The sequence below is a fragment of the Vibrio sp. 378 genome (genome assembly GCF_033339435.1).
In genome coordinates, this window is sequence record NZ_JAWOUO010000118.1 from 1 (window position 1) to 1,161 (window position 1,161).

At 44.5% G+C, this 1,161-nt stretch carries 1 protein-coding gene; it reads left to right on the forward strand.

The genetic code is table 11. The features are described from left to right. Nucleotides 1-120: 120 nt before the first annotated feature. A complete protein-coding gene (gene metF, locus R7Q48_RS24505) occupies nt 121-1,023 on the forward strand; it encodes a methylenetetrahydrofolate reductase (RefSeq protein WP_318132697.1) in 903 nt (300 codons plus the stop codon). The last annotated feature ends 138 nt before the right edge of the window (nt 1,024-1,161 follow it).

Genomic DNA, 1,161 nt, shown 5'->3' on the forward strand with positions numbered 1-1,161 from the left:
AAAATTCATAATTACAAGGTTGACATTAAATCGTATTCAATACATTCTGTAGACATATAGACGTCTAAACGTCGATTCAAGGATTTTGATTTCGTGGCGGAGTGCCACAGGGAGAGTAAGATGGGATACACGCACGCAGGCCATATCGACGCCTTAAACCAGAATATCGCTGAGTTGTCAGATAACATTAATGTCTCGTTTGAGTTTTTTCCGCCAAGCAGTGAAAAGATGGAAGAAACGCTGTGGAACTCTGTGCATCGTCTCAAAACGCTCAAGCCTAAATTTGTTTCGGTAACATACGGAGCAAACTCTGGTGAGCGTGATAGAACTCATTCCATTATCAAGGAAATCAAAGCAGAGACCGGCTTAGTTGCTGCGCCTCACCTCACTTGTATCGATGCAACACGTTCAGAGTTGATTGAGATTGCTGATGATTACTGGAATAACGGCATCGAAAATATCGTTGCGCTGCGTGGTGACATCCCACATGGTGGCGGTGCTCCAGATATGTATGCTTCTGACTTGGTTGAGCTACTAAAATCTCGTCACGATTTTGATATTTCTGTGGCGGCTTTTCCAGAAGTGCATCCAGAAGCAAAAAGTGCTCAATCGGATCTGCTAAACCTAAAACGTAAAGTGGATGCTGGTGCAAACCGTGCCATTACTCCGTTCTTCTTTGATGTGGCATCTTATCTGCGTTTTCGTGACCGCTGTGTTGCGGCGGGAATCGATGTAGAAATCGTACCGGGTATTTTGCCAGTTTCGAACTTTAAGCAAGCCGCACGCTTTGCAGCGCAGAATAACGTTAAAGTGCCAGGATGGATGAGCAAACAGTTTGAAGGTTTGGATGATGATCCTGTGACTCGCCAACTTGTAGGTGCAAGCCAAGCTATTGATATGGTTCGTGTACTAAGTCGCGAAGGTGTGAAAGATTTCCACTTCTATACGCTGAATCGTGCGGAGATGACTTATGCGCTATGCCATACTTTGGGTGTTCGCCCTCGTGTAGCCGTAGAAGCGTAAATCCGGTTTCAAAAAGACAAAAGGCTTGCCAAGTGGCAAGCCTTTTTCGTTGTCTCTAAGTAAAAGGAAATTAACCAATTACTTCAAGTTCTGTTAGGACTTCTTCTGCCCAAGTGATCCACGTTTCACGTAACAGTA

Excerpts from the sequence above, each read along its gene's own strand:
- metF (WP_318132697.1), top strand. The coding sequence starts at position 121 with ATGGGATACACGCACGCAGGCCATATCGACGCCTTAAACCAGAATATC.